The 20,647-nt window shown below is 65.2% G+C and carries 23 protein-coding genes; 17 read left to right on the plus strand and 6 right to left on the minus strand.

Annotated elements, in window-relative coordinates; all coding sequences use genetic code 11:
- Window positions 1-92 precede the first annotated feature (92 nt).
- Window positions 93-458: a VOC family protein gene (locus AC1ROK_RS13250; RefSeq protein ID WP_492847574.1), complete on the plus strand. Its 366-nt coding sequence runs from the start codon at window positions 93-95 to the stop codon at window positions 456-458.
- 88 nt (window positions 459-546) lie between these two features.
- Here the strand turns inward: AC1ROK_RS13250 and gpt are convergent, their stop codons facing one another.
- Together gpt and AC1ROK_RS13260 are read right to left on the minus strand one after the other, a co-directional pair.
- Window positions 547-1,044, minus strand: coding sequence for a xanthine phosphoribosyltransferase (gpt, locus tag AC1ROK_RS13255; protein ID WP_492847576.1), 498 nt, complete (start codon window positions 1,042-1,044; stop codon window positions 547-549).
- Between the two features lie 61 nt (window positions 1,045-1,105).
- Entirely contained in the window at window positions 1,106-1,879 is a 774-nt protein-coding gene (locus AC1ROK_RS13260) for a competence/damage-inducible protein A (RefSeq protein ID WP_492847577.1), read from the minus strand.
- Between the two features lie 171 nt (window positions 1,880-2,050).
- Between AC1ROK_RS13260 and map the strand changes: the two genes are divergently transcribed.
- Window positions 2,051-2,881, plus strand: coding sequence for a type I methionyl aminopeptidase (map, locus tag AC1ROK_RS13265; protein WP_492847579.1), 831 nt, complete (start codon window positions 2,051-2,053; stop codon window positions 2,879-2,881).
- A 3-nt stretch (window positions 2,882-2,884) separates the two neighbouring features.
- Window positions 2,885-3,607, plus strand: a complete 723-nt coding sequence (gene radC, locus AC1ROK_RS13270) for a RadC family protein (protein WP_492847581.1) — start codon at window positions 2,885-2,887, stop codon at window positions 3,605-3,607.
- 151 nt (window positions 3,608-3,758) lie between these two features.
- On the opposite strand, the gene AC1ROK_RS13275 is transcribed toward radC, so the two are convergent.
- Together AC1ROK_RS13275 and AC1ROK_RS13280 are read right to left on the minus strand one after the other, a co-directional pair.
- A complete protein-coding gene (locus tag AC1ROK_RS13275; RefSeq protein ID WP_492847583.1) occupies window positions 3,759-4,982 on the minus strand; it encodes a GNAT family N-acetyltransferase in 1,224 nt (407 codons plus the stop codon).
- Window positions 4,983-5,099: 117 nt separating this feature from the next.
- Entirely contained in the window at window positions 5,100-5,837 is a 738-nt protein-coding gene (locus AC1ROK_RS13280) for a cytochrome c biogenesis CcdA family protein (RefSeq protein WP_492847585.1), read from the minus strand.
- A 160-nt stretch (window positions 5,838-5,997) separates the two neighbouring features.
- Here AC1ROK_RS13280 and AC1ROK_RS13285 point away from each other — a divergent pair, with 160 nt between their 5' ends.
- The 5 genes from AC1ROK_RS13285 to AC1ROK_RS13305 all read left to right on the plus strand — a co-directional run bounded on the left by AC1ROK_RS13285 (window position 5,998) and on the right by AC1ROK_RS13305 (window position 10,153).
- Window positions 5,998-6,978 carry an ABC transporter substrate-binding protein gene (locus tag AC1ROK_RS13285; protein ID WP_492847587.1) on the plus strand — a complete coding sequence of 327 codons (981 nt, stop codon included), beginning with the start codon at window positions 5,998-6,000 and terminating at the stop codon, window positions 6,976-6,978.
- 173 nt (window positions 6,979-7,151) lie between these two features.
- Window positions 7,152-7,829 (plus strand): ribulose-phosphate 3-epimerase, encoded by a 678-nt coding sequence (rpe, locus tag AC1ROK_RS13290; protein WP_492847589.1) that lies wholly within the window; start codon window positions 7,152-7,154, stop codon window positions 7,827-7,829.
- Window positions 7,830-7,863: 34 nt separating this feature from the next.
- Window positions 7,864-9,186, plus strand: a complete 1,323-nt coding sequence (gene purB, locus AC1ROK_RS13295; RefSeq protein ID WP_492847591.1) for an adenylosuccinate lyase — start codon at window positions 7,864-7,866, stop codon at window positions 9,184-9,186.
- Window positions 9,186-9,608, plus strand: coding sequence for a GNAT family N-acetyltransferase (locus AC1ROK_RS13300; protein ID WP_492847593.1), 423 nt, complete (start codon window positions 9,186-9,188; stop codon window positions 9,606-9,608). Before purB ends, AC1ROK_RS13300 begins: the two co-directional genes overlap by 1 nt.
- Complete coding sequence (locus AC1ROK_RS13305; RefSeq protein WP_492847595.1) at window positions 9,605-10,153, plus strand: RBBP9/YdeN family alpha/beta hydrolase; 549 nt, start codon at window positions 9,605-9,607, stop codon at window positions 10,151-10,153. Before AC1ROK_RS13300 ends, AC1ROK_RS13305 begins: the two co-directional genes overlap by 4 nt.
- A gap of 1 nt (window position 10,154) precedes the next feature.
- On the opposite strand, the gene AC1ROK_RS13310 is transcribed toward AC1ROK_RS13305, so the two are convergent.
- Window positions 10,155-10,916, minus strand: a complete 762-nt coding sequence (locus AC1ROK_RS13310) for an META domain-containing protein (RefSeq protein WP_492847597.1) — start codon at window positions 10,914-10,916, stop codon at window positions 10,155-10,157.
- Between the two features lie 99 nt (window positions 10,917-11,015).
- Window positions 11,016-11,339, minus strand: a complete 324-nt coding sequence (locus tag AC1ROK_RS13315) for a DUF1476 domain-containing protein (RefSeq protein WP_492847599.1) — start codon at window positions 11,337-11,339, stop codon at window positions 11,016-11,018.
- Window positions 11,340-11,622: 283 nt separating this feature from the next.
- Between AC1ROK_RS13315 and purC the strand changes: the two genes are divergently transcribed.
- The 9 genes from purC to purL all read left to right on the plus strand — a co-directional run bounded on the left by purC (window position 11,623) and on the right by purL (window position 20,576).
- A complete protein-coding gene (gene purC, locus AC1ROK_RS13320; RefSeq protein WP_055882139.1) occupies window positions 11,623-12,387 on the plus strand; it encodes a phosphoribosylaminoimidazolesuccinocarboxamide synthase in 765 nt (254 codons plus the stop codon).
- A gap of 97 nt (window positions 12,388-12,484) precedes the next feature.
- Window positions 12,485-12,727 carry a phosphoribosylformylglycinamidine synthase subunit PurS gene (gene purS, locus AC1ROK_RS13325; protein ID WP_055882140.1) on the plus strand — a complete coding sequence of 81 codons (243 nt, stop codon included), beginning with the start codon at window positions 12,485-12,487 and terminating at the stop codon, window positions 12,725-12,727.
- An 847-nt stretch (window positions 12,728-13,574) separates the two neighbouring features.
- On the plus strand, window positions 13,575-14,660 hold the full coding sequence (locus AC1ROK_RS13330; protein ID WP_492847602.1) for an acyltransferase family protein: 1,086 nt from the start codon (window positions 13,575-13,577) through the stop codon (window positions 14,658-14,660).
- A 195-nt stretch (window positions 14,661-14,855) separates the two neighbouring features.
- Complete coding sequence (gene purQ / locus AC1ROK_RS13335; RefSeq protein WP_492847604.1) at window positions 14,856-15,521, plus strand: phosphoribosylformylglycinamidine synthase subunit PurQ; 666 nt, start codon at window positions 14,856-14,858, stop codon at window positions 15,519-15,521.
- Between the two features lie 75 nt (window positions 15,522-15,596).
- Window positions 15,597-16,244 (plus strand): Pr6Pr family membrane protein, encoded by a 648-nt coding sequence (locus AC1ROK_RS13340; protein ID WP_492847606.1) that lies wholly within the window; start codon window positions 15,597-15,599, stop codon window positions 16,242-16,244.
- Window positions 16,241-16,879, plus strand: a complete 639-nt coding sequence (locus tag AC1ROK_RS13345) for a Pr6Pr family membrane protein (RefSeq protein WP_492847608.1) — start codon at window positions 16,241-16,243, stop codon at window positions 16,877-16,879. Before AC1ROK_RS13340 ends, AC1ROK_RS13345 begins: the two co-directional genes overlap by 4 nt.
- 59 nt (window positions 16,880-16,938) lie before the next feature.
- The gene (locus AC1ROK_RS13350) at window positions 16,939-17,808 is read left to right on the plus strand and encodes a CHAD domain-containing protein (RefSeq protein ID WP_492847610.1); all 870 of its coding nucleotides are present in this window, start codon (window positions 16,939-16,941) and stop codon (window positions 17,806-17,808) included.
- Window positions 17,808-18,275: a CYTH domain-containing protein gene (locus AC1ROK_RS13355; protein WP_492847612.1), complete on the plus strand. Its 468-nt coding sequence runs from the start codon at window positions 17,808-17,810 to the stop codon at window positions 18,273-18,275. The genes AC1ROK_RS13350 and AC1ROK_RS13355 overlap by 1 nt, the downstream gene beginning before the upstream one ends.
- Before the next feature lie 69 nt (window positions 18,276-18,344).
- Window positions 18,345-20,576 carry a phosphoribosylformylglycinamidine synthase subunit PurL gene (gene purL, locus AC1ROK_RS13360; RefSeq protein WP_492847614.1) on the plus strand — a complete coding sequence of 744 codons (2,232 nt, stop codon included), beginning with the start codon at window positions 18,345-18,347 and terminating at the stop codon, window positions 20,574-20,576.
- Window positions 20,577-20,647: the final 71 nt, after the last annotated feature.

Raw genomic sequence — 20,647 nt, forward strand, 5'->3', positions numbered from 1 at the left:
CATCCAAGCTTATTGGGTGCCGCAAACCCTGACATCGGCCGTCAGGGACAGTGCACTATGCCTGTCGCTCCAAGCTGACACAGGAGGCCGACATGCAGTTCATCGACCACTACCCCATCACCGTCACCGACCAGTTCATCGCCTGCCGCGATTTCTGGGCCAGGCACCTGAGCTTTTCGGTGATCTTCGAGAACGAGTGGTTCGTGCTGATGCAGGCCGATGGCGCCAGCATCGCCTTCATGTCGCCGGGCCACCCCTCTTGGCCGCCGGGCCCTGAGGCCTACACCGCCGGCACCAGCATGGAGCTCGAGGTGAAGGACGCCGCGGCGGCGCTCGAGGAAGTCCGCGCCAGCGGCAAGGAGCCCGACTACCCGCTGACCGACGAACCATTCGGCCAGCGCCGCTTCAGCCTGAAGGACCCGTCAGGCCTGTGGATCAACGTGGTGCAGCAGCTCTAGGCCAGGTGGCAGCGAGCGAAGGTCCGATGCCACCACCTGCACGACGTCACCCCGACCTTCGCCGGGGTTACCTCGAGTGTGCAGCCGATCAATCCGTAGCGCCGGAGATCGGCGGCACATAGGCGACATCGAGATCCCACGGGAAGAAGATCCAGGTGTCCTGGCTCACTTCGGTGATGAAGGTGTCGACCATCTCGCGGCCCTTCGGCTTGGCATAGACGGTGGCGAAATGCGCGCCGGGCAGCATGTCGCGCACCACGCGCGCCGTGGCCCCGGTATCGACCAGATCGTCGACGATCAGGATCTTGCCGCCACTGCGCGCCTTTTCCAGCAGCTCCGGGGCAATCGGCTTCAGCACCTTGATGCCGCTCTGGTTCTGATGGTCGTAGCTCTTCACGGCGACGCTCTCGACCACCCGAATGTTCAGCTCGCGCGCCACGATCGCCGCCGGCACCAGGCCGCCGCGGGTAATCGCCACCAGCGCGTCGAACGGCCCGAGCGCCTGCAGCCGCCAGGCAAGCGCCCGGCTGTCGCGGTGGAACTGGTCCCAGGTGACTGGGAAGGATTTCTGCTGGGTCTGGTTCACTTGCTTCTCCTGGACGGCCCGGCCGTCTCGATCTCAAACAGGGCCCTCACGGGCCGGAAACTCAGTAGGCCTCGACTTCCGGCGAAAGCCCGGCGGCGCGATGCGCCTCGGCGACCATCTCGCGCACCCGGCCGGCGGCCTCGGCAAGCCGCGCCTCGTCGGACGAGCGCAGCACCAGCTCGGTCATCACGAATGTCTGCCCCATCTGCGGGTAGCTGCCCATTTTCACATCGGGGAACTCGTCCTGGAGGCGGCCGAGCGGACCACCAATAGTGCCCTCGCCCACGCCGCACCGGATGGTCACCGATTTCACCTTCTTGCCGCCCTGCAAGGTCGGCGCGATCGCCTCGAGCATCGCCAGCATGATCTTGGGCACGCCCGCCATGACGTGGACATTGCCGATACGGAAGCCCGGCGCCGCACTGACCGAGTTGACGATCAGCGTGCCGCCTTCGGGGATCCTGGCCATGCGCAGGCGGGCCTCGTTGACTTCGGTGCCGGTCTGCTTCCAGCGCGCTTCCAGCATGGCGCGGGCCTCGTCGTTGATCGGCAGCTTGACGCCGAACGCCTTGGCCACTGCATCGGCGGTGATGTCGTCATGTGTCGGTCCGATGCCGCCGGTGGTGAACACGTAGGTGTAGCGCGCCCGTACCGCGTTCACCGCGGCGATGATATCGTCCTCGACGTCGGAAACGACGCGCACTTCCCTCAGCTCGATGCCGAGCTCGGTGCAGAAATCCGCCGTGGCGCCGATATTCACATCCTTGGTCCGGCCGGACAGGATTTCATCGCCGATGACGACGAGGGCGGCGGTAACGGTTTCGGGCGATGGCATGGCGGCCCCGGATTTGCGAGGCACAATGCATTGCCTCACCAAAGCCCGAAAGGTCAAGCAATCCGGCGGATCATCAGACCCGGTGCCCACAGTATTGCCCAAGGGCTGGCAGCGCCAACACACTTCCAATCCTGGTCCCGAACGCCTACTTTCGTTTCGAACGGAGCTGCCATGATCACGTACGTCGAAGCCGAAACCAAAAACCGCCGCACCTCGGGCGTGATCCCGCTGCATGGCGCAGCAGGCTTCAACGGTATGCGCAAGGCGGGCCGCCTGACGGCCGAAGCGCTCGACCTGCTGGTCGATGCGGTGAAGCCCGGCGTCACCACCGCGGCGCTCGATCGGCTCGCCTACGAATTCGCCCGCGACCACGACGCCATCCCGGCAACGCTGTTCTACAAGGGCTACCGCCACTCGATCTGCACCTCGATCAACCACGTCGTCTGCCACGGCATCCCCGAGGAGCGGCCGCTGCGCGAGGGCGACATCGTAAACATCGACCTGACGCTGATCGTCGATGGCTGGTACGGCGACAGCTCGCGCATGTACCCGGTGGGCGAGATCAGCCGGAAGGCCGAACGGCTGATCGACGTGACTTATGCCGGCCTCGCCGCCGGAATCGCCGCGGCCAAGGCCGGCGCCACCACCGGCGATATCGGCGCCGCCATCCAGGCGCTGGCGGAAGCCGAGCGGATGAGCGTGGTGCGCGATTTCGTCGGTCACGGCGTCGGCCAGCTGTTCCACGATGAGCCCAACATCATGCATTTCGGCGTGCCCGGTACCGGCGTACCGCTGAAGCCGGGCATGATCTTCACCATCGAACCGATGATCAACTTGGGCCGCCCGCACGTCAAAATCCTGGCGGACGGCTGGACCGCAGTAACCCGCGACCGCACGCTCTCGGCCCAGGCCGAGCACTCGATCGGCATCACCGAGACCGGCGTCGAGATCTTCACTCTTTCGCCCCGGGGGCTGTTCAACCCGCTCGACGCCCGTCGCTGACCGATGAGCAAGGCGGAGAAGCCATCGCCGGACGGACTCGGCGAGGCGGCCCCGCCCCACTATCTCGGCCATCGCGAGCGGGCCCGGCAGAAATTCCTGTCGGTCGGCGCCGATGCGCTGGCCGACTACGAACTGCTCGAACTGGTGCTGCAGATCGTCCTGCCGCGCAAGGACACCAAGCCCATCGCCAAGGACTTGATCCAGAAGTTCGGCTCATTCTCCGGCGTCTTCGGCGCACCCCCTGCCCGCCTCGCCGAGGTAAAGGGCCTGGGCGAGATTTCCGGCACCAACCTCAAGATCATCCAGGCCGCCGCCCAGCGCTTCGCAAGGGATCGCATAGTGCCGGACATGCCGGTCCTCGGCTCGTGGACGGCACTGATCGACTACTGCCACGCCCAGATGGCGTTCAACAATGTCGAGCAGTTCCGCATCCTGTTTCTCGACAAGAAGAACCGCCTGATCGCCGATGAGGTGCAACAGACCGGCACCGTCGACCACGCCCCCGTCTACCCGCGCGAAGTGATCAAGCGCTCGCTGGAGCTGAGCGCCACCGCGCTGATCCTGGTGCACAACCACCCCTCGGGCGATCCGACACCATCATCCGCCGATGTGCAGATGACGAGGCAGATCAACGACGTCGCCCGGCCGCTCGGCATCACGGTGCATGATCACATCGTCATCGGAAAGAGCGGGCACGCGTCGATGAAGGGGTTGAAGCTGATCTGAGGTGGTGGGTGCTGACTGAGGCAGACGGCCCCCTCCCATCCTCCCCCATGAAGGGGGAGGTGCCCTGCCGGTGTGCTGGGCACGATCGAAGACGGAGCCTCGACTCTTCACCTCCCCCTTCATGGGGGAGGCCGGGAGGGGGCCGTCTCTATCAGTCGTCCGACTTCGCTTCAGCTGGGGTGCTGCTGCGCAGCATCCGTCCCCGCACCGCCTTCACCAAACCCATCACCGCCTTGTTCGCCTTTAGCCGCTGCCGCAGTACCTGCCAGCCGAGGTGCCCGTTGGCGGCCACGGTGCCCAGCTTCGTCAGCGGCACATAGTGCTGGCGCACCGGCAGCTTGAGGTTGCACCAGTGACGCTTCTCGTCGGTGAAGCCGGCGCCCATGTCGAACACGCGGTAGCCCGCGTCAAACACCGTCTGCATCACCCGCAGCAGGCATTGCTTGCCGGGCGAGCCGGCCTGGATGGTTGCGTCGTCGCTCATCGATGAGATCAGGCAGAACAGCCTCTCGCCATGCGCGATATTGTAACGTACCGCGACGATCTCGCCGTTGAGCCGCAGCACATGCAGGCGCACGCCGACCCCGGCCGCCGGCAACAGCGTCGCATCGTAGAACGCCCGCATGCCGGGCTCGGCGAATGGATCCGGCACGCCCATGGCGACGAAGCGCGCGGCGCGCTGGCGGAACATGGTGGCGAGGATCGGCAACGCCTCAGGCCCGCCGCGCACCTCCTCGAACTCGACCTGCCCCAGCGCCTCGAGCCGCTCGCCCTGCTGGCGATCGTGCTTGCGGCGCGATTTCGAACGCTGCGTCGTGTTGGCATCGTCCCAGCCCGCGAACTGCGCCCGGTAGAGCGTCTCCGCTTCGATCGTTTGTCCGAGCTCGGCGAAAATGTCGACGCCAGCGACGAACAGCTGCGGCACTGATTTCAGGTAGATCAGGTCGGCGCCCTCGAGCCGCTCCAGCATCGCCGACCACAGCGCCGCGCGCTCGACCGAGCCAAGCGTTGCGAGCCGCGCGGCATCGACCAGCGGCGCGTTGCAGCCGACATGCGGGCCGGGAAACCACGACAGCAGCCGCACGCCTTTGACGCGCCGCCGCCACAGCGGCAGCAGCGCCACCGGCTCGCCGTCGAAAGCGGCGGTCAGGTAGAACTGGTCGGCCTCGGCAATGCCGAATGCGCTGACCCAGGCGCGGGTAAAGGCAGCGCTCTGGCCCGGCGACTCGATCTCTGCGGCTTCCAACGCTGCCCAGGTCGCCGAGACCTCGTCGATCCGATGCGCCAGTTGCACTGTCGCCACCGGCACCACGGTCAAGCGCTGGCGCTGCTGCCGCGGCGGCGGGGTATCTTCTGCATAGGCTTCGAGAGCCATCGCCCAATCCTCGTGCAAGGTTGCGGCGACTATCGCGAGCGGCAGTGAATGGGCTGTTGACGGAACCGTGATCGATCGGTTCGGCGTTGGATTTCGGCAGCGACGGTTAAGCCGCGCTTACCCGAACTGCTGCAGAACCGGGAAGGTCTCGAGGAACCAGTAGGAAATGCGGGTGAACTGGCCGGTGAGGAACAACAGACCGGTGATGACCAGCAGCCCGCCCATCACCTTTTCCACCATCCCCAGATGCTTCTTGAAGCCGGAAAAGAAGGTGAGGAACGGCCCGATGGCAATGCCGGCGAGGAGGAACGGCACGCCCAGCCCGAGCGAATAGAGCCCAAGCAGCGCGGCGCCATCGAGCGCCGTCTCCCTGGTCGAGGCGACCGCAAGGATCGCCGCCAGCACCGGCCCGATGCACGGCGTCCAGCCGACGGCGAAGGCCAGCCCGAGCAGAAACCCGCCGACCGGGCCACTGGCCACGCCCGGACCATTGTGGCGCAACTGCCGGTCGAGGAACGCGATCCGGTAGACGCCGAGGAAATGCAGCCCCATCGCGATGATGAACAGCCCGGCGATCGGCGTGATGATCGGCAGCGCCTGGCGGAACGCCTGTCCGAACGCCGTTGCCGTGGCGCCGAACAGAATGAAGACGATCGAGAACCCGGCGATGAAGAACAGCGAAGTGAAGACGCTCTTCCGCCAGATCACCCCCGCCGTAGCGCCGTCGTCGCGCAACTGGTCGAAGCTCGCGCCGCTCATATAGGTGAGGTAGGGCGGCACCAGCGGCAGCACGCACGGGCTGAGGAAACTCAGCACCCCTGCCCCGAACACCAGCCAGAACGAAAACCCGTCCATCATGCCTCCGACAAATCGCGCGAAGTCATAGCCGGTTCGGGGCCGAAGGCAATGCGACGGGCCGCCGCTCGCTGTGAAGTGAAGCAGTCTCCACAAAAACTTGACTGACTACATCATCTTTTATCTATTGCCGCCCGATAATGCTTTGAGGGATTTGAAGATGAAACTGCTGCTTGCAACGCTGGCGCTGCTCGCCGCCCTGATCGCGCCGGCCCTGGCGCAGGATTTCCCGGTAACCGTCGAGCATGTCTACGGCAGCACCACCATCCCGACAAAGCCGCAGCGCGTCGTGTCGGTGGGCATGCACGAGCAGGATTTCCTCTATGCGCTGGGCATCGCGCCGGTCGGCGTGAAGGAATGGTGGGGCGAGCATCCCTTCGCCACCTGGCCCTGGGCCGAGGCAGCCCGTGAAGCTGTGAACGCCACCCCCGAGGTGATGACCGCCGACGGCATCAACCTCGAATGGGTCGCCGCGCAGCGCCCCGACCTGATCATCGCCATCTACGTCACCATGGACGAGGCGATGTACCGGAACCTGTCGAAGATCGCGCCGGTGGTGGTGACGCCCGCCGGCTACCAGCATTGGGGCGCCCCGTGGCAGGCGGAACTCACCATCATCGACCAGGCGACCTCGGGCACCACCACCAGGTCAGAAGCCATCATCAAGTCGTTCGCCGACCGTTTCGAGGCAGTGCGCCGCAAGTACCCCCAACTGGCCGGCAAGACCGGCACCAACCTCTACCTCAGAGAAGACGGCAGCTTCGATGCCTGGAGCAGCAACGACCTCGCCAGCAAGTTCCTGATCGACCTCGGCCTGAGCTTCCCGACAGAACTCGACAAGCTGGCCCAGCCCGACAACCGCATCACCGTCAGCCCCGAATTCATCGAGTTGCTCGACATGGATGTGGCGATCTGGCCGGCCGATAATGCCGAAATCGAGAACAAGGTCGAGGCCATGAGCCTCTACCAGGGGCTGAAGCTCGCCACCGAGGGCCGCTCGATCTGGCTCGACGACGGCAACGGCCTCGCCAGCGCCGCCATGAGCTGGCAGACGCCATTGTCGCTCGGCTACCTGCTCGACCTGCTGCCGCCCAAGCTGGCCGCCGCGCTGGATGGCGATCCGGCAACAGCTGTTCCGTAATTGGATCGAACCACCGAGCATCCTAGGACTCGATGTCATCCCTGCGAAAGCAGGGACCCAACTCGCCAGTTGTGCCGACGGATAAATGGGTCCCTGCTTTCGCAGGGATGACATCGCGGTTGGGGCGGGGTATCAGCCACCTGAGCAACCGGCTTTTGCCCCGACGAGGCCCCATGTCCCGCCCCATCCGCATCGCGCCTTCCATCCTGTCCGCCGATTTCACCCGGCTCGGCGACGAGATTCGCGCCATCGATGCAGGCGGCGCCGACTACATTCATGTCGACGTGATGGACGGTCACTTCGTCCCCAACATCACCATCGGCCCGCTGATCGTCTCGGCCATCCGCCCGATCACCAAAAGGATCATCGACGTCCACCTGATGATTGCGCCGGCCGACCCGTATCTCAGCGCCTTCGCCAAGGCCGGCGCCGACTCGATCACCGTGCATGCCGAGGCCGGCCCGCATCTGCACCGCTCGCTGCAGGCGATCCGCGCCGAAGGCAAGCGCGCCGGCGTCGCCATCAATCCGGCGACCCCGGTTTCCGCCATCGAGCACGTCATCGGCGACGTCGACCTGGTGCTGGTAATGAGCGTCAACCCCGGCTTCGGCGGGCAGCAGTTCATCCCCGAGAGCCTGAACAAGATTCGGCAGGTGCGGGCGCTGATCGGCAATCGCCCGATCGACCTTGAGGTCGATGGCGGCGTAACCGAGCATAACGCCAAGGCACTCGCCGATGCCGGCGCCGACCTCTATGTCGCCGGCACCTCGGTATTTGCCGGCAACGACCCCAAGACCTATGCCGGCCGCATCGCGGCCATCCGCAACGCCGCTACCGCCGTCACCGCGTAACGCATCGGTTACGCGAACAAAGAGCCATAAGCCAATGATTCCGCGCTATTCCCGCCCCGAAATGGTCGCCATCTGGTCGCCCGAGACCCGCTTCAAGATCTGGTTCGAGATCGAGGCGCACGCGACCACGAAGCTGGCCGAGCTCGGTGTCGTGCCGAAAGAAGCGGCCGAAACCATCTGGGCCAAGGGCGGCAACGCCACTTTCGATGTCGAGCGCATCGATGAGATCGAGCGCACCACCAAGCACGACGTCATCGCGTTCCTCACCCACGTGTCGGAAATCGTCGGCCCCGAGGCCCGCTTCCTGCACCAGGGCATGACCTCGTCCGACGTGCTCGACACCTGCCTCGCCGTGCAGCTGGCCCGCGCCTCGGACATCCTGCTCGGCGATATCGATCGGCTGCTGGCGGCGATCAAGCGTCGCGCCAAGGAGCACAAATACTCGATCACCATCGGCCGCAGCCACGGCATCCATGCCGAGCCGACCACCTTCGGCACCAAGCTGGCCGAAGCCTATGCCGAGTTCGCCCGCAACCGCGCCCGGCTTGTCGCGGCGCGCGCGGAGATCGCCACGGCCGCCATCTCCGGCGCCATCGGCACCTTTGCCAATATCGACCCGCAGGTTGAAGCCTATGTGGCCGACAAACTTGGGCTGAAGCCCGAGCCGATCTCCACCCAGGTGATCCCCAGGGATCGGCACGCCATGTTCTTTGCCACCCTCGGCGTCATCGCCTCGTCGATCGAGCGCATCGCCACCGAGATCCGTCACCTGCAGCGTACCGAGGTGCTGGAGGCCGAGGAATTCTTCTCCCCCGGCCAGAAGGGCTCGTCGGCCATGCCGCACAAGCGCAACCCGGTGCTGAGCGAAAACCTCACCGGCCTCGCCCGCCTCGTTCGCGGCATGGTCACCCCGGCGCTGGAGAACGTGGCGCTGTGGCACGAGCGTGATATCTCGCACTCCTCGGTCGAGCGGATGATCGGCCCCGATGCCACCGTGACGCTGGATTTCGCGCTCAACCGCCTCGTCGGGCTGATCGACAACCTCTTGGTCTATCCCGAGAACATGAAGCGCAATCTCGACCTGCTCGGCGGGCTGCACAATTCGCAGCGCGTCCTGCTGGCGCTGACCCAGGCCGGGCTCAGCCGCGAGGATTCCTATGCGGCAGTGCAGCGCAACGCCATGCAGGTGTGGCAGGCCCGCGGCGACCGCGCCGGGCTGTTCGCGCAACTGCTGAAGTCCGATCCCGAAGTCTCGGCCAAGCTGAGCGCCTCGGAGATCGACGCCATGTTCGACGATTTCTATCATCTGAAGCATGTCGACGCGTTGTTCGAGCGCGTCTTCGGACCGGAGGTCTGATGGCCGTCGTCTACGCGCGCGAAGCCGCCCTGCCCGTCGAGGACTATATCGACGTGGTCGGCCACAGCGCGCTCGGGCCGACTCGCCCGATCAACGATCGGGACCGTATCGCGGCGATGATCGAGGGCGCCGACCTGATCGTCAGCGCCCGTCTCGATGGCCGCTGCGTCGGCCTTGCTCGTTGCCTCACCGATTTCGCCTGGGTCGCCTATTGCGGCGATCTCGCTGTACATGACGATTTCCAGGGCCGCGGCATCGGCAAGGGCCTGCTCGAAGCCTGCCGCGAACATCTCGGCGATGGCGTCGGCATGGGGCTGCTCTCTGTTCCCGGCGCGGTCGGCTTTTACGACAAGCACGGGCCGTCGGTGGATCTCCATCCCTATGGCCACGCCTACTTCATGAACCGAAAGCGCGGCGTATGAGAATTGCGGACGCAGACATCCTGATCCTGCCCGGGCTCGGCAATTCCGGCGCCGGCCACTGGCAGCGCCGCTGGGCCGATCGTTTCTCCACCGGGCGCATCGTCGAACAGGACGAATGGGATGACCCGGATCTGCGCGATTGGACCGCGGCGATCGTCGAAGCCGTGGAAGCCGCCGAGCGCCCCGTGGTGCTGATTGCCCACTCGCTGGCGGTCTCGGCGCTGGTGCATGCGGCGCCGCGCTTACCCGTGGGCAAGGTGAAGGGCGCCTTCCTCGTCTCGCCGCCCGATCACGAAGGCCCCGGCTTCCCCCGCGAAGGCCGCAGCTTCGACAACGTGCCGACCGACCCGCTGCCCTTCCCCTCGCTGCTGGTGGTCTCGACCAACGACAGCTACGTCTCCCCCAACCGTGCCGCCGATATGGCCACCGCCTGGGGTTCCGAGCTGCACTTTGCCGGCGAAGCCGGCCACATCAACCTCGCCTCCGGCCATGGTCCCTGGCCCGAGGGCCTCTTGATGTTCACCCGCCTGATGCAGCGGATCTGAGTTACATCGACGAGAACTGCGCCACGACCTTCCCCGCCGCATCGCTGAGAAACAGCTTCCGCTGCTCGGCGTCGAGCCGGAACGTGCGGGCGGCGGCGAGCGCCGCGTGGAACTTCATCTCCTGGTCCATCGCAGCTTCGGTGCAGGCCATCATGGTCGAGGCCAGGTCACCGAAGCTGATCTTGTCGCCGTCGATGCTGGCGCTGCCGCTGAAGCGGTTGCAGCCGCCATTGCCGGAGACCTTGCCGTCCGCGGCAATCTCCAGCGTTGTCTGCAGGTTGTCGATCACCCCGCCGCCGGCGATGTCCTCGGCCAGCCACGCGCCTGCCAATGGCAGCGTCGCAGCTTCGCTGCCGGCGACGCGCTGCACCAGCAGCTCGACGCCCGCGGCCTCAGGATCAAAGGTGTGGCGCTCGGTGGTGGTGAACATCAACTCGTCGCCCGCGGTGATGCTGGCGCGCCAGGCATAGGTGTGGCCGGTCTCGAGCTGCGAAGGGTCGTAGTCGATGCTGAAGGCGGTTGGACTGGTACTCGCCGCAACGCTCGTCTCGGCGATCACTCTCGCCGGTGCATCGGCAAGTGACACATCCTCCAGCCGCACAGTCGCCACTGCGCCCTCGGGCAACAGCATGCGCTCGCGATAGACCACGGTACCGGTGATCGTTGTGCCATCGGCCAGTGCAACGCCGGCGACGGAGGCCAGCATCACGCCGGCGATCAGCGCCATGGCGGGGCGCCGGCCCATGAGCAGTGTGCCTTCCATCTCGAACCCTCCCTCAGAAGGTCCAAGACGAAACGCCTCGCGCCCAAAGGGCGCAAGGCAAATCCGGACGATGGTTTCGGGTGGCTTACCGCGAGGGTATCAACCCTCGTTGAGCACCTGGTCGCGCGCCACGACGACGAGCTCGGCCATCTTCTGGCGAATCATGTCGTCGGACACCGAAGCGCCCTTGGCCTTCAGGTCGCCCGAGATCTTGCGGAACACATCCTCGTCGCCGGCTTCCTCGAAGTCGGAAGCGACAACTTCGGCGGCGTACTGCTTGGCGTGCTCTTCGCTCAGGCCCATGTGCTCGGCAGCCCACAACCCGAGCAGCTTGTTGCGACGCGCCTCGGCCTTGAAGCGCAGCTCCGAGTCGTGAGCAAATTTCGCTTCCTGACCCTTTTCGCGATCGTTGAATCCCGACATCTACGCTCTCCGCAAATCTGCCCGGCAGTCGGGCGCCCTCGATGGGTTTGCACATAAGCTGGACCGCCAGCCAAATCAACGGGTGCCGGTCGCGGCATTTGGTCAATTCGATCAACGATCGAGGGCGCCTTTGGATGCGCACCAGCCGCCGGCATCGGCCGATTTGGCGAGATCGGCGCGACGCGCCGTGCCGCGCCGTCGGCGGTGAAAGAGCTTGCATTGGGCTGCCATTCTGGCGCATGAACGCCGCAATTCCCCACATTGTCCGAGAGGCAGGGCTCATATGAACCGTCGCCGCAAGATCTATGACGGCAAGGCCAAGACGCTCTACGAGGGCCCGGAGCCCGGGACGCTGATCCAGTACTTCAAGGACGACGCTACGGCCGGCAACGGTGCGCGCCACGAGATCATCGACGGCAAGGGTGTCCTGAACAATCGGATCTCCGAGTACATCTTTACCAAGCTCAACGGCCTGGGTATTCCGACCCACTTCATCCGCCGGCTCAACATGCGCGAGCAGCTGATCAAGGAAGTGGAGATCATTCCGCTCGAGATCATCGTGCGCAACGTCGCCGCCGGTTCGCTGGTGAAGCGCCTCGGGCTAGAGCCGGGCACCCAGTTGCCGCGCTCGATCATCGAGTTCTGCTACAAGGACGACGCGCTCGGCGACCCGATGGTGTCGGAAGAGCACATCACCGCCTTCGGCTGGGCGACGCCGCAGGAACTCGACGACATCATGGCGCTGGCCATCCGCGTCAACGACTTCCTCACCGGCCTGTTCATGGGCGTCGGCATCCAGCTCGTCGATTTCAAGATCGAGTGCGGCCGGCTCTATGACGGCGACCTGATGCGTGTCGTGCTGGCCGACGAGATCAGCCCGGATAACTGCCGCCTGTGGGACATCAAGACCCGCAACAAGCTCGACAAGGATCGCTTCCGCGAGAACCTCGGCGGGCTGGTCGATGCCTACCGCGAAGTGGCCCAGCGCCTCGGGATTCTTGTGGAAACCGACAACGCGTTGACCACCGGCCCACGACTCGTGCAATGACCCCGGTGCGCGCTCGGCAAGAGCGGTGACGCTTTTCCTGAGTGCGCGACCACCTACATGACGAGGCCGTGAGCCTCGCCTCTTTCGGGAATTTTCGATGAAAGCCCGCGTTACCGTCACGCTCAAATCCGGCGTCCTCGACCCGCAGGGGCAGGCCATCCAGGGTTCGCTGAAGAGCCTCGGCTTTTCCGGTGTCGGTGCCGTCCGGCAAGGAAAAGTGTTCGACGTCGAACTGGGTGAATCCGATTTGTCACAGGCCGAGGCTAATGTCCGGGCGATGTGCGAGAAGCTCCTGGCGAACACCGTCATCGAAAACTACACGATAGAAATCACACCTTAAGATTCACCGCTTATGGTACGGGCCGCTCGCGTAACCCTGAGCCCTGTACCAGTAAAAGACCGCCCCGATGCTCAAGACATTCTCCCTGTCGATTGCCTTCTTCCTCGCGCTCGGCCTGCTTTTTGCCGCCTACGCGTCGGTTCCCGTCTGAGGCATCGGCCTTAGCGCTGCGGGTCACTGTCCACCTTGCACCGGCGGGGCGTTGGCGGTGACGCCTAGCTCAGCCTCCGCACTCGATGTCATCCTGCGAAAGCAGGGCCCCATGGCACAGCACGCGCCAGCGGCGAGTTGGGTCCCTGGGTCCGCAGGGATGACAACCGGTGGGCGGAATGGGACCCATCCCTTCTGTCGACCTTAATACCCCGGCTTGGACTTTGGTCGCGTGACGCGGATGCCACAGCGCGGCCATCGCCACTTTTCCGCCGCCGCGCGCTCATCGAATTGGCGCAGGGTCGCATCACACCTTCCAATTAACCGTGCTGGTTCAGACTCCATTCAGCCATAGCGGCGCATTGGAGCCATGCACGGGCCGTGACTATTCCGGTCCCGCGAACCGACCTAATACCGCCCCACCCAAGCGCAGCGTTGCGCTGCCGACCGATATCGAAAATGATCAAGACCTTCTCGTTCTCCGCCCTGTTCTTCATGACCATCGGCGTCCTGCTCGCCACCCACCTGTCGCTGCCGTTCTGATCGGCGGCGGTTCGACGCGGCGGCGCGTCGCCCCCCTAGCTCGATAAATCTTTAGTTATTAAGCACTTGGCTTAAGCCTAAGTGCAGGCATTTCGTCCCAGGTGCGGTCCCAGGCGTTACAACGCGCGGGACGCGCCCCGGGAGCCCTGAAGAAATGCCGACTGCAGCCAACCGTCTCGATTGGGTAGATGCCGCCAAGGGCCTCTCCATCATCCTCGTGGTGATGATGCACTCGGCTTACGGCGTCGGCGAAGACCTGGGCGGCACCGGCGTCCTGCATTACATCATCGGCTGGGCCACCCCGTTCCGCATGCCGGAGTTCTTCCTGATCTCCGGGCTGTTCCTCGGCCAGGTGATCGCGCGCCCCTGGTCCGCCTATGCGGACCGCCGCGTCGTCCACTACCTCTATTTCTACGCGCTCTGGGCCGTACTACAGATCGTCTTCAAGGTCGGTCTCGGCACCGGCGACTTCGTCTCGGTCGGCAGCCAGATCCTCTGGGCCATCGTCGAGCCCTATGGCGTCTTGTGGTTCATCTACATGCTGGCGATCTATTCGCTGGCGACGAAGCTGCTCTTCACCTTCAAGGTGCCGCATTGGCTGGCGCTCGCTGCAGCGGCCGCACTGCAGATATTCCCGGTGCAGACAGGCATCGCTCTCGTCGACCACTTCGCTGCCTACTTCGTCTACTTCTACGCCGGCTATGCCTTCGCGCCCGTGGTGTTCCGGATCGTCGCTTCGGCGCAGGGCAACGCGCTCCTCGCGACGCTGGCGCTGGTCGCCTACGCCATCATCGAGGGCTACCTGGTCTTCGCCGGCGGCTCCGAACTGCATCCGCGCGGCATTACCATGGGCTATGCCGCCCTGCCCGTGCTGCACCTGGCGCTCGGCTTCATCGGCTCGCTCGCCATCTGCCTCACCGCCGCGCTCCTGATCAGGCTGCCATGGATGGGGTGGCTGCGCTGGCTCGGCGAGCACTCCATCGTCGTCTATCTCAGCTTCTCGATCCCGATGGCCGCGAGCCGCACGCTGTTGCTGAAGACCGGTCTGATCACTGATGTCAGCACCGTCAGCGTCATCGTCATGACCATCGCGCTGCTGTCGCCGCTGGTGCTCTACTGGCTGATCGAGAAGACCGGCTGGGGCCGGTTCTTGTTCGAGCGCCCGGCCTGGGCCCACATCCCCGGCACGCCCGGCAGCCGCAGTTATGTCAAGCCGACCGCGGTGCAGCCGGCCGAGTAGCGGGTTACGCACTGCGTCATTCCCGCGAAGGCGGAAACCTCTGTTCTTCATGCCCGCGGCTCGATCGCAAACGGAGATCCCCGCTTTCGCGGGGGATGACCAGGGGCACAGACTGTGCCAATTGCGGTTCCGCCCTTGCTTTTGCCACCAAGACCTGACCAAAGGATCGGCATCCCGCATCTGGAGCCGCTGCCGATGAAAGCCGCTGTCGTCGTGTTCCCCGGTCTCAACCGTGATCGCGACATGATCGCGGCCCTCACCAAGATCGGTGGCGAGGCGCCGGCGATCGTCTGGCACAAGGACGCCGAGATCCCCAAGGTCGACCTGATCGTCATCCCGGGTGGCTTCTCCTATGGGGACTACCTGCGCGTCGGCGCCATTGCGGCGCGCTCCCCGGCCATGGACACCATCCGCGAGCGGGCGGCGCATGGCGTCAAGGTGATGGGCGTCTGCAACGGCTTCCAGATTCTCAGCGAGGCGGGTCTCGTCCCCGGCGTGCTGATGCGCAACGCCTCGCTGAAGTTCGTCTGCCGCGAGGTGAAGCTCTCGGTCGAGAACGCCTCCACCGCCTTCACCAGCGGCTACGCGCAGGGCCAGGTGATCCGCTGCCCGGTCGCCCACCACGACGGCAACTACTTTGCCGACGCCCAGACGCTCGCGGCCGTCGAAGGCAACGGCCAGGTGGCGTTCCGCTATGCCGAGGGCAGCAACCCGAATGGCTCGATCAACGACATCGCCGGCGTCTTCAACGACAAGAAGAACGTCCTCGGCCTGATGCCGCACCCCGAGAACCTGATCGAGAACGCGCATGGCGGCACCGACGGGCGGCAGCTTTTCGCGGCGTTGCTGGACGCGGCCTGATCCCAACTAGCGGTGGCGGAGCGCGGCGACGCGCTCTAGTCTCGGCAATATTGCAACTGTGCTGAGATTGCCAAATTGCGGATATTGCTCGCCTGGGTGGCGATCCTCGTCGGCGCGACTGGTCTCGCGCTCGACTGGTCGGCCATCTTTCCATCAGTGATGACCGTATCGGCCACCAATGCAGTGGCGCGGTCGTTCCCCGACGCCTTCATCTACTTCTGGACCTACTTCACCCACCTGACCAACCTGTGGCTGCTGCTGACCTATGCCTCGGTGCTCTCGGGCTGGGGCTGGCTCGGCTGGTTCCGCCGACCGTTGATCATGGCGTCCGCGGCCGCCTTCATCACGCTGGTGATGCTCTACTACCACTTCATGCTGGCCCCCACCCTCACGCTCGAAGGGGCGCTCGGCATCGCCACCTGGCTGCTCCACTACGTCGCCCCTATCCTCTATCTCGTCTGGTGGGCCCTGTTCGCGCCGCATGGCGTGCTGCGCTTCCAGCATATCGGCCTGATGCTGCTTCCCGGCATCGGCTACGTGGCGTGGGTGCTGCTGCGTGGCGCCATCGTTCACGAATACCCCTATGACATCCTCGATGCCGGCAAGTTCGGCTATGGCGGAGTGGCGATCGGCGTCGCCGTGCTGCTGGTTGCCGTCAGCATCTTTTCCGTGATCATTGTCTGGGGCGATCGCCTCCTGGCGCGCAAGAGGAAGCCGGCATGACGTTGCGAACGGTATTGCTGTGGTTCGGTGCGATTGCCGGCCCGATTACCCTGCTGGCGCGAACCTGGCTGACACTGACCAGCCGGCTCGAAAATGGCGACAGCCTGGTTGGGGCACTGGCCTTCCTCTTCACCTTCTTCACCGTGCTCACCAACCTGATGATGGCGCTCTGCTACGTCGCGGCGCTGACCGGCTGGGCCTGGCTCGGCTGGTGGAATCGTCCCTTCGCTCGCGGGCTGACCGTCGGTTCGATCGTCATGGTGTCGGTCTACTACATCTTCTTTCTGTCGGGCCTGGAGGCGTTCACCGGCATCGACAATCTCCTCAACATCTACATGCACTACCTGGCGCCATGGCTGTTCGTGCTGTGGTGGCTGTTGACGCCGAACCACGGCACCCTGCGTTTCGCCGACGTGCCGAAAATGCTGCTCTATCCCCTCCTCTACCTGATCGTGGTGATGATCCGCGGCGCGCTGGTGCACGAGTACCCCTACCCCATCCTCAACGTGGACAAGCTTGGCTACGGCCAGGTCGCCATTGGTTGCCTGGGCATGCTGGTCGGATTCATCGCGATCTACGCCCTGACCGTTACCATCGATCGCAGGCTCGGCCGCCGGCAGCCGGCAAGCGCCTGACGCCCTTGTTTGTGACACCTGCCCGGCCCTAAGCTCTCCGATGACAGGGCGGAGTACCTATGAGTTTTCACTGGTCGCGGGGTGATGTCACCATCGGTGACGGCTTCCTCCGGATAGCGCTCGAGCAGATCGGCAAAGCCATTGCCGGCGCCGAGAACAACACCGAGTCGCCGGAACGGCGCGTGCATGAGGCCCGGCGCCGCTGCAAGAAGTTGCGCGCCCTGTTCCGGTTGGTGCGGCCCGACTTCGCGGCATACGACAGCGAGAACGCCTTCGTCCGCGACGCGGCGCGCGGGCTGGCGCAGGCGCGCGACATGCGGGTGGCGCGCGGCACGCTGGTCGGGCTGATGCAATGGGCGGGCCGGCCCATCGATCTGGAGCTGGGTGGTGGGGCAGATGTCGAGGTCGAAGGTCTCACCCGCTTTGCCGAACAGATGCGGGCGCTCGAGGCGCGGAGCGCCGACTGGCATGTCGGACGGATCGACATCGACACGCTGGCAAAGGGACTGAAGCAGACCTACCAGCGAGGACGCTGGACCAAGCGGCTGGCCGAAAAGCACCGCACCGACGAGGCGTTCCACGAGTGGCGCAAATACGCCAAGTACCATTGGAATCAGTTGGGCCTGCTCGAGTACTGCGCCGAGGATGTGCTGCCATCGGCCCACAAGAGCGCGGGCGAGCTGGCTGAGCTCCTCGGCCTGCACCACGATCTCGCCATGCTCGATGAGTTGCTGGCCACTGCCCCGGACACACTCGGCGTAGAGATCGACGTCGGGTTTGCGCGTGAGGCAGCAGCCCGCCGTCAGCAGGAGTACGAGGCGAAGATCGCGGCGCTCGGCCTGCAGGTCTTCGCCGAGACGCCGAAAGCGCTGAAGGCGCGCTTCTCGGCATATCTCGAGGGCTCGATGGCACGCGAGGCCGCTGAGTAATGGGCATCGAGATCGAGCGGAAATACCTCATCGCCGCTGATGGCTGGCGCGACATCGTGACCTCCACCCGGTTGCTGCGCCAGGGCTATCTCACGGCCGGCAGCGGCGTCACCGTGCGTGTCCGCACCGTCGATGACCGCATTGGCTACATCACCATCAAGAGCGGCGGCTCGGCCCTCGCCCGCGCCGAGTTCGAGTACGAGGTGCCGATCGCCGACGCCCGGCAGATGCTGGGCTACATCCGCGGTGCACAGATCGAAAAGCTGCGTCATAGCCTTGACCTGCCCGGCGGCGACTGGGTGGTCGACGAGTTCCAGGGCCGGCACGCCGGCCTGTTGATCGCCGAAGTCGAGCTCGAATCCCCGACTGGCAAGCTGGACCTGCCCGACTGGCTGGGCGACGAAGTGACCGGCGATCCGCAATACTACAATTCCAGCCTCGCCATGCTGGTCGGCGGGGAAATCTGAGGCATTTCCTGTGTCCCCCGCGAGTCGTATCCGCTATAGCGAACCCCAGCGGATCAGGGCCGGAATCGGATGACCTTCAACAACCACATCACCATCACGCCAGAGCTTGTTGCCGACCATGGACTTAAGCTCGACGAGTACCAGAAGATCCTGCAGCTGATCGGCCGCGCGCCGACCTATACCGAGCTCGGCATCTTCTCGGCGATGTGGAACGAACACTGCTCGTACAAGAGCTCTAAGAAGTGGCTGCGCACCCTCCCCACTACGGGTGAGCGCGTCATCCAGGGCCCGGGCGAGAATGCCGGTGTCGTCGATATCGGCGATGGCCAGGCGATCGTCTTCAAGATGGAATCGCACAACCACCCCAGCTACATCGAGCCCTACCAGGGCGCGGCGACCGGCGTGGGCGGCATCCTGCGCGACGTCTTCACCATGGGCGCACGCCCCGTCGCGGCGATGAACGCGCTGCGCTTCGGTGATCCCAGGCACGAAAAGACCAAGCACCTGGTCTCCGGCGTCGTCGCCGGCGTCGGCGGCTACGGCAACTCCTTCGGCGTTCCCACCGTGGGCGGCGAGGTCGAGTTCGACGAGCGCTACAACGGCAATATCCTGGTCAATGCCTTCGCCGCCGGCCTCGCCGACACCGACAAGATCTTCTACTCCAAGGCCGAAGGCGTCGGCCTGCCCGTCGTCTATCTGGGCGCCAAGACCGGCCGCGATGGCGTCGGCGGCGCCACCATGGCCTCAGCCGAGTTCGGCGACGACATCGAAGAGAAGCGCCCGACCGTACAGGTCGGCGACCCCTTCACTGAAAAACGCCTGCTCGAGGCCTGCCTCGAACTGATGGCCACCGGCGCGGTGATCGCCATCCAGGACATGGGCGCTGCCGGCCTCACCTGCTCGGCCGTCGAAATGGGCGCCAAGGGCGACCTCGGCGTCGAGCTCAATCTCGATATGGTGCCCGTGCGCGAAGACGCCATGACGCCCTACGAGATGATGTTGTCGGAAAGCCAGGAGCGCATGCTCATGGTGCTGCATCCCGAGAAGGAGGCCGAGGCCCGCGCCGTGTTCGAAAAGTGGGAGCTCGATTTCGCCACCGTCGGCCACACCACGGATGACCTGCGCTTCCGCGTCATGTGGAAGGGCGAAGAGGTCGCCAACCTGCCGATCAAGGAGCTGGGCGACGAAGCGCCGGAATACGACCGTCCGTGGGTCGCTCCGGTACCGCCCAAGCCGCTGGCGGCCGACGACATCCCGCAGATGGATATCGCCGATGCGCTGCTGAAGCTGCTCGGTTCGCCCGCCCTCTCCTCGCGCCGCTGGGTCTATGAGCAATACGACACGCTGATCCAGGGCAACTCGCTGCAGCGCCCCGGCGGCGATGCCGGCGTCATCCGCGTCGACGGCCACCCCACCAAGGCGCTCGCTTTCACCTCCGACGTCACGCCGCGCTACTGCGAAGCCGACGCCTACGAGGGCGGCAAGCAGGCCGTCGCCGAGTGCTGGCGTAACCTGACGGCTACCGGTGCCGAGCCGCTGGCGGCCACCGACAACCTCAACTTCGGCAACCCCGAACGCCCGGAGATCATGGGCCAGCTGGTCCATGCGGTGAAGGGCATCGGCGATGCCTGCCGTGCACTCGGCTTCCCGATCGTCTCTGGCAACGTGTCGCTCTACAACGAGACCAACGGCCGCGGCATCCTGCCGACCCCGACCATTGGCGGCGTCGGCCTGATCCCCGACTGGTCGAAGATGGCTCGCGCCGCGTTTGTCGCCGAGGGCGAAGCGATCCTGTTGTTCGGCGCCCCGGATTGGTGGGGTACGCATCTGGGTCAGTCGATCTACCTGCGTGAGCTGTTCAACCGCAAGGACGGCACGCCCCCGCCGGTAGACCTGGAACACGAGAAGAGGGTCGGCGACCTCGTCCGCATCCTGATCCGCGACGGCATCGCGACATCGGTGCACGATCTCTCCGATGGCGGCCTCGCGGTCGGCCTCGCCGAGATGGCGATGGCCTCGGGCATCGGCGCCACCGTGAACCAGCTCGACGGCGGCGACCCGCTGCCGCTGTTCTTCGGCGAGGACCAGGGTCGCTACCTCGTCACCATGAGCCGGGCCAACCTCGATAAGTTCTACGCCGAGGTCTACCCCTATGCCGGCGTCTTCGCCCCCTGGATCGGCAATACCGGCGGCACTTCGCTGACCCTCGGCGAAGCCCGCCCGGTCTCGATCGCCGACCTCAAGGCGGCGCATGAAGGCTGGTTCCCGGAGTTCATGGCGGGCGAGATCAGCGAAGTCTGACGGCTCACGGGTACCGCGCCCACCGGGTCATTCCCGCTAAAGCGGGAACCTCCGTTTTCTTGGCCGCATCG

This window comes from Devosia sp. GW821-FHT12F11, from assembly GCF_058806655.1.